This window comes from Blastococcus atacamensis (assembly GCF_002938425.1).
Classification (GTDB): domain Bacteria; phylum Actinomycetota; class Actinomycetes; order Mycobacteriales; family Geodermatophilaceae; genus Blastococcus; species Blastococcus atacamensis.
The window spans coordinates 40019-46018 of record NZ_POQU01000019.1; the positions used below are offsets into that span (position 1 = coordinate 40019).

Annotated in this window: 6 protein-coding genes and 1 pseudogene; 4 read left to right on the forward strand and 3 right to left on the reverse strand. The window is 74.6% G+C overall.

From position 1 onward, the window contains the following. Positions 1 to 189: 189 nt before the first annotated feature. On the reverse strand, positions 190 to 1362 hold the full coding sequence (glgA, locus tag C5508_RS07240; protein WP_104524268.1) for a glycogen synthase: 1173 nt from the start codon (positions 1360 to 1362) through the stop codon (positions 190 to 192). A 422-nt stretch (positions 1363 to 1784) separates the two neighbouring features. On the opposite strand from glgA, the gene glgC reads away from it, so the two are divergent. Both glgC and C5508_RS07250 read left to right on the forward strand, forming a co-directional pair. Beyond that, a complete protein-coding gene (glgC, locus tag C5508_RS07245; protein WP_104524269.1) occupies positions 1785 to 3005 on the forward strand; it encodes a glucose-1-phosphate adenylyltransferase in 1221 nt (406 codons plus the stop codon). After that, entirely contained in the window at positions 3005 to 3619 is a 615-nt protein-coding gene (locus C5508_RS07250; protein ID WP_104524270.1) for a 2'-5' RNA ligase family protein, read from the forward strand. Before glgC ends, C5508_RS07250 begins: the two co-directional genes overlap by 1 nt. A gap of 61 nt (positions 3620 to 3680) precedes the next feature. Here C5508_RS07250 and C5508_RS07255 read toward each other — a convergent pair whose 3' ends face one another. Continuing rightward, entirely contained in the window at positions 3681 to 4355 is a 675-nt protein-coding gene (locus C5508_RS07255; protein ID WP_198597942.1) for an O-methyltransferase, read from the reverse strand. A 199-nt stretch (positions 4356 to 4554) separates the two neighbouring features. Between C5508_RS07255 and sigE the strand changes: the two genes are divergently transcribed. Both sigE and C5508_RS07265 read left to right on the forward strand, forming a co-directional pair. Further along, positions 4555 to 5142, forward strand: coding sequence for an RNA polymerase sigma factor SigE (gene sigE / locus C5508_RS07260; protein WP_104524272.1), 588 nt, complete (start codon positions 4555 to 4557; stop codon positions 5140 to 5142). After that, complete coding sequence (locus C5508_RS07265; RefSeq protein WP_104524273.1) at positions 5139 to 5714, forward strand: anti-sigma factor family protein; 576 nt, start codon at positions 5139 to 5141, stop codon at positions 5712 to 5714. Before sigE ends, C5508_RS07265 begins: the two co-directional genes overlap by 4 nt. Before the next feature lie 52 nt (positions 5715 to 5766). On the opposite strand, the pseudogene C5508_RS20250 reads toward C5508_RS07265, so the two are convergent. After that, positions 5767 to 6000: pseudogene (locus C5508_RS20250) on the reverse strand (hypothetical protein); the annotation flags it as partial.

Below are 6000 nucleotides of genomic sequence, written 5' to 3' on the forward strand. Positions count from 1 at the left end.
TCTGCCGCCGGCAGGATGCGCGACCCTTACCGCGAGGGTCGGTGACATGCCGCAGGGCAGGCGATCTGGCTCAGGCCGCCGGGCTCCGGAAGGCCATCACAGTTGCGGGACAGCGCCGGTATTGCACCGGACTTCGCTGCCGTGGCGACACCGACGCAGAGGTCGGCGGGGCGAACCTACCAGCGCTGGTCAGTCCCGGGCCGCCAGGACGGCGGAGTAGACCTCTGTGGTGCGCTGGGCGATCGCGGCCCACCCGAACTCCGAGAGCACCCGTTCCCGGCCCGCGGCGCCCATGGCCGCGGCGCGGTCCGGATCCGCCAGCAGCTCGCTCATGCGCGCGGCCAGCCCGGCGGCGAACCCGGCGGGGTCGGCCTCGTCGTAAGGCACCAGCAGGCCGGTCCGGCCGTCGTCGACGACCTCCGGGATGCCGCCGACGGCGCTCGCCACCACCGCGGTGCCGCAGGCGGCCGCTTCGAGGTTCACGATGCCCAGCGGCTCGTAGACCGAGGGGCAGACGAACACCGTCGCGCCGGTGATCAGCGGCACCAGCTGCTCGCGCGGCAGCATCGCCTCGATCCAGACGACGCCCTCGCGGCGGGCCTGCAGGGCGGCGACGGCGTCGGCCACCTGCTGGCGCTCGGCGGGGGTGTCGGCCGCGCCGGCGCAGAGCACCAACCCGACGTCGCCGGGCAGCTGCTCGGCAGCGGCCAGCAGGTGGGGCAGGCCCTTCTGCCGGGTGATCCGGCCGACGAAGAGCGCGTAGGGCCGGTCGGGGTCGACCCCCAGGCCGCGGACGACGTCCGGGGATTGCACCGGGCGATAGGCGTCGGGGTCGACGCCGTTGTAGACGACGTGCACCCGGGCCGGGTCCAGCTCCGGGTAGACGGCGAGGACGTCGTCGCGCATGCCGCCGCTCACCGCGATGACGGCGTCGGCGGCGAGATAGGCCGTGCGCTCCGTCCACGAGGAGAGCCGGTAGCCACCGCCCAGCTGCTCGGCCTTCCACGGCCGCCGTGGCTCGAGGGAGTGGGCGGTGATCACGTGCGGGACGCCGTGCACGAGCGAGGCGAGCAGCCCGGCGCCGTTGGCGTACCAGGTGTGGCTGTGCACCAGGTCCGCGCCGGCGAGCGCGGCCGCGATCTCGACGTCGGTGCCCCAGGCCTGCAGCGCCCCGTTGGCCTCGCGCAACGGCTCCGGCACGGGATGCCCCGTCGCGTCGCCCCGGGGATCGCCGAAGCAGTGCACGTCCAGCTCCGGTCCTGCGGGCAGCGAGCGCAACGCCGCGACCAGATGTTCGACGTGCACCCCCGCGCCGCCGTAGACGGCCGGTGGCCACTCCCGCGTGACGATCCCGATGCGCACCGCGTCACCCTAGAAGGACCCCGTCGCCCCCCGACACTCGCTCCGCTCGCGCCGGGTCCCTGAGAGGGGGCCGTTCCATCCCGTCACCTGTTCGGAGCGGGCCTCCTGAGAGGGGGCCGTTCCATCCCGTCACCTGTTCGGAGCGGGCCTCCTGAGAGGGGGCCGTTCCATCCCGTGACCTGTTCGGAGCGGGCCTCCTGAGAGAGGGCCGTTCCATGCTCACCCGCTGCCGATCCATCGCGCCGCCGGGGCCGTTCCCGGGGGTTGAGCCGCGGCACCTGCCGATGAGCCGGGTCGTGCGGCGGCTCGAGGGACGGCGGACCGGCTCGACCCGGTCCGCCGAACTCGGCATGGGACCCCGAAGGGTGGCCTGGACGGGTGCGAAGGCGTGAACGGCGGCGGTAGCGGATACCGTGCGTCACATGCGCGGCGGTCCAAGGGTTCTCGGCATCGTCCTCGCCGGTGGCGAGGGCAAGCGGCTCGCGCCGTTGACGGCCGACCGGGCCAAGCCCGCGGTGCCCTTCGGCGGCAACTACCGGCTGATCGACTTCGTGCTGTCGAACCTGGTGAACGCCGAGATCCGGCAGATCGCCGTCCTCACCCAGTACAAGAGCCACAGCCTGGACCGGCACATCACCCAGACCTGGCGGATGTCGCAGCTGCTGGGCAACTACATCACCCCGGTTCCGGCGCAGCAGCGGCTCGGCCCGCGCTGGTACACCGGCAGCGCCGACGCGATCTTCCAGAGCCTGAACCTCATCTACGACGAGCGGCCGGAGATCGTCGTCGTGTTCGGCGCCGACCACGTCTACCGGATGGATCCGGCGCAGATGGTCGACCAGCACCTGCAGACCGGTGCCGGGGTGACGATCGCCGGGCTGCGGGTGCCACGGAAGGACGCCACCGAGTTCGGCGTCATCGACGCCACCGCCGAGGGCAAGGTGCGCGGATTCCTCGAGAAGCCGGCCGACCCGCCCGGTCTGCCCGACTCGCCCGAGGAGAGCTTCGCCTCCATGGGCAACTACGTCTTCACGACCGACGCCCTGTTGGAGGCGCTGCGCACCGACGCGGCGGACGAGAACTCCGTCCACGACATGGGCGGCTCGATCATGCCGATGCTCGCCGACGCCGGTGAGGCGTGGGTCTACGACTTCTCGACCAACATCGTCCCCGGCGCGACCGAGCGCGACCACGGCTACTGGCGCGACGTCGGGACCATCGACGCCTACTACGACGCGCACATGGACCTCGTGTCGGTGACGCCGGTGTTCAACCTCTACAACGACCGCTGGCCGATCTTCACCCTCCCGCCGCAGCTGCCGCCGGCCAAGTTCGTGCTCGGCGGCCGGGCCGAGGAGTCGATGGTCAGCGCCGGCGCGATCATCGGCGGGGGCTCGGTGCACAACTCGGTCATCTCGCCCGGGGTGCGCGTCGAGCGCGGGGCACGCGTCGAGGACAGCGTGATCATGGACGGCGCCTACATCGGCGAGGGAGCCCACGTGCGGCGGGCGATCCTGGACAAGAACGCCGTCGTCCCCGCCGGGGCCCGGATCGGGCTCGACCCGGAGCTGGACCGGCAGCGGTACCACGTCAGCGCCGGCGGGGTCACCGTGCTCGGCAAGGGCTTCCGCGCCTTCCTCTGATGCGGCCCCGTCCAGAGGCTCGCCCCGAGCCTGCGAGGGGTGAGGAGGACGGGGTCCTTTCTCCCCCCGACCCTCGCTCCGCTCAGGCCGGGGCCCTGCCCGAGGGCCGGTCCAGCACCTCACCCCTGGTCGTCACGCTGCTGCTGGACGAAGCAGCGCAGGCGCGGTTCGACCGGCTCCGGGCGGAGCACTTCCCACCGGAGCGCAACCACCTCCAGGCGCACGTGACGCTCTTCCACGCCCTGGGCGGCGAGCACGTCGACGCCGTCCTGGCCGACCTGCGGGCGGCCGCGGACCGGGAGGCGTTCGAGGTCGACGTCACCGCCGTGCGGTTCCTGGGACGGGGGGTGGCGTTCGCGCTGTCCTCCGCGGAGCTGTCCGGGTTGCGGAGCTCCCTCGCCAGGGGCTGGGATCACTGGCTCACCCCGCAGGACCGGCAGCGGCACGCCCCGCACGTGACGGTGCAGAACAAGGTCGGCCCCGCTGTCGCGCGGGCGCTGCACGACCGGCTGACCTCCGAGTTCGTGCCGTACCAGGTGCGCGCCCGCGGTCTCGGCCTGTGGCGCTACCTCGGCGGCCCGTGGGCGCCGGTCGAGGAACTGCCGTTCCGCTGACGCCCGCCGGAAGGACACCTGGCGCAGGGCGTCGCGGCGATGACGGTGCGCACCGCGCCGGTCAGGTGGTCGGCGGAGAGGAGCGCTTGGTGGCGACCAGCAGCCCGGTGCCGATGGGCAGGACGGCGGACAGCAGCGTCTCGTCGTCCCGGACGGTGCGGGCGATCTCGCGGAAGGCCACCGACTGCGGGTCCCGCGCGGTGCGGTCGGCGACCCTGCCACCGGCCAGCAGCCCGTGGCAGGTCAACGACCCGCCCACGCGGACCAGCCCGAGCAGGGCGGGCAGGTGGTCGCTGTAGTCCCGCGGCGGGCCGGCGACGCAGACCAGGTCGTAGGCGCCGGGCGACAGCCGGGGGAGGACCTCGGCCGGGGTGCCGAAGATCAGTCGCGCCCGGCTGGCCGGGATCCTGGCCTCGGCGAGCGCCTTGCGCGCGGCGCCCAGCTGCTCCGGGTCGCCGTCGAGCGCGGTGAGGACGCCGTCGGGTCGCATGCCGCGCAGCAGCCAGAGGGCGGCAAGGCCGCCGCCGCTGCCGATGGAGACCACCGACCGGGCCCCCGCGGTGGTGGCGAGGACGGCGAGCGTCGCGCCCACCGCCGGCTCCACGGGCGGAGGACCGGAGAGGAAGTGCGCCCGGTGACGGGCGGCGGCCATCTCGGGCGTCTCCGCGGCGAAACGGTCGGCGTAGGCGGCGCCCGGATCGGTGCCGCCGCCGGGCGGCGGTTCCTGGGCGCTCATCACCGGCCGAGGGTAGTGGCCGGGGCACCCGCCCTCCGTGCGGCGGCGTTCCCTGTGCGTCTCCTGGGAGTCGCGGTGCCCGGGAACACGGCTGTGCTGCCCGCCCGTTAACCTGGATGTGCGCGTGAAGCCAGCGGTGCCTGCCGGATTCCCCCGTGCCGGGGAGGTCGCGGCGGCTCCCGTCTGCGATCCTGATGACGTGTCCGAGGCCACGCCAGAGCAGCCGGTAGCCCCTGGGGCCAACCCGGAGGTCTGGGTGGCGCCCTCGTGGGAGCAGGTCGTGCGCGACCACTCGGCCCGCGTCTACCGCCTGGCCTACCGGCTGTCGGGGAACGCCCAGGACGCCGAGGACCTCACCCAGGAGACGTTCGTCCGGGTGTTCCGGTCGCTGGCCAGCTACTCGCCCGGGACCTTCGAGGGCTGGCTGCACCGCATCACCACCAACCTGTTCCTCGACATGGTGCGCCGCCGCCAGCGCATCCGGTTCGACGCCCTGCCCGAGGACACCGAGCGGCTGCCGGGCCGCGCGCCCAGCCCGGAGCAGGTCTACGCCGACACCCACCTCGACCCGCAGGTGCAGGCTGCGCTCGACGCGCTGGCGCCGGAGTTCCGCGTGGCCGTCGTCCTCTGCGACATCGAGGGACTCACCTACGAGGAGATCGCCGCGACGCTGGGGATCAAGCTCGGCACCGTCCGCAGCCGGATCCACCGTGGCCGCGTCCAGCTGCGCCAGGCGCTGGCGCACCTCGCGCCGCGCCGGCCCGTCGCCGGGGAGGTCGGGGCGTGAACATCCCGGAGAGCCACCTCGCCCAGGAGGCCATCACAGCCCTCGTCGACGGCGAGCTGACCGCCGGCCCCGCCGGCCGGGCGGCCCGCCACCTCGCCGGGTGCATGCAGTGCCGGATGGCCGTCGAGGCCCAGCGCGAGGCCAAGGAGGCACTGCACGGGTCCGCCGACGTCGCGGTGCCCGGTGACCTGATGTCCCGCCTGTGCGCGATCCCGTTCACCGCCGAGGTGCCGGGCGCCGGCTCCGGGCCCGGCGCGATGAGCGCCGGACCGGGGGAGCTGACCCTGACCGGCAGCAACGGCTCCTGGTCGCTCGACCTGACCGAGCCCGCACCGCGTCGCGGATCCCTGGGCGCGCGCTGGCTGCGCCGGGGCGTCGCCGGCACGATGGTCGGCCTCGGTGCCGGCGTCACCGCGCTGGTCCTGAACCTCCCCGGCGACGGTCCCCGCGACGCCGGCGGCCCCGCCGCCGACAGCGTCCGCCCCGTGCAGCACTCCGAGGTGGCCCCGCCGGCGCTGCGCACGGTCACCGTCGGCACCGCTCCCACCGCGCCACCGGGCGGCACCCCCTGAGCACTCCCGAGCAGTCGGCAGCCGGCGGGGACGCCTTCGTCCGGCCGTCGGGTCAGTCCGGCCCGTTCGACGAGGCGGCCGCGCGGAGGCTCGACCCGCGACCGGTCGCCGCACCCCCGACCAGCCCGGCCCAGGCCGCGGCGTTCGGCCGGCCCGACCGCGTCGACGGCAGCTTCTCGGGTGACCGCCCGCCGCTGCCGTCGCGGCCGGTCCCGCCGCCCCCGCCCGAGGCGCTGCTGCGCGCCTTCGGCCCGCCCACCCCGGGCCGGGGTGGGCGGGCCGAAGG

What these genes read in the sequence shown, in the direction of transcription:
- C5508_RS07255 (WP_198597942.1), bottom strand. Translation starts at nt 4,355, where the DNA reads ATGAGCGCCCAGGAACCGCCGCCCGGCGGCGGCACCGATCCGGGCGCC.
- C5508_RS07250 (WP_104524270.1), top strand. Translation starts at nt 3,005, where the DNA reads ATGCGGCCCCGTCCAGAGGCTCGCCCCGAGCCTGCGAGGGGTGAGGAG.
- glgC (WP_104524269.1), top strand. Translation starts at nt 1,785, where the DNA reads ATGCGCGGCGGTCCAAGGGTTCTCGGCATCGTCCTCGCCGGTGGCGAG.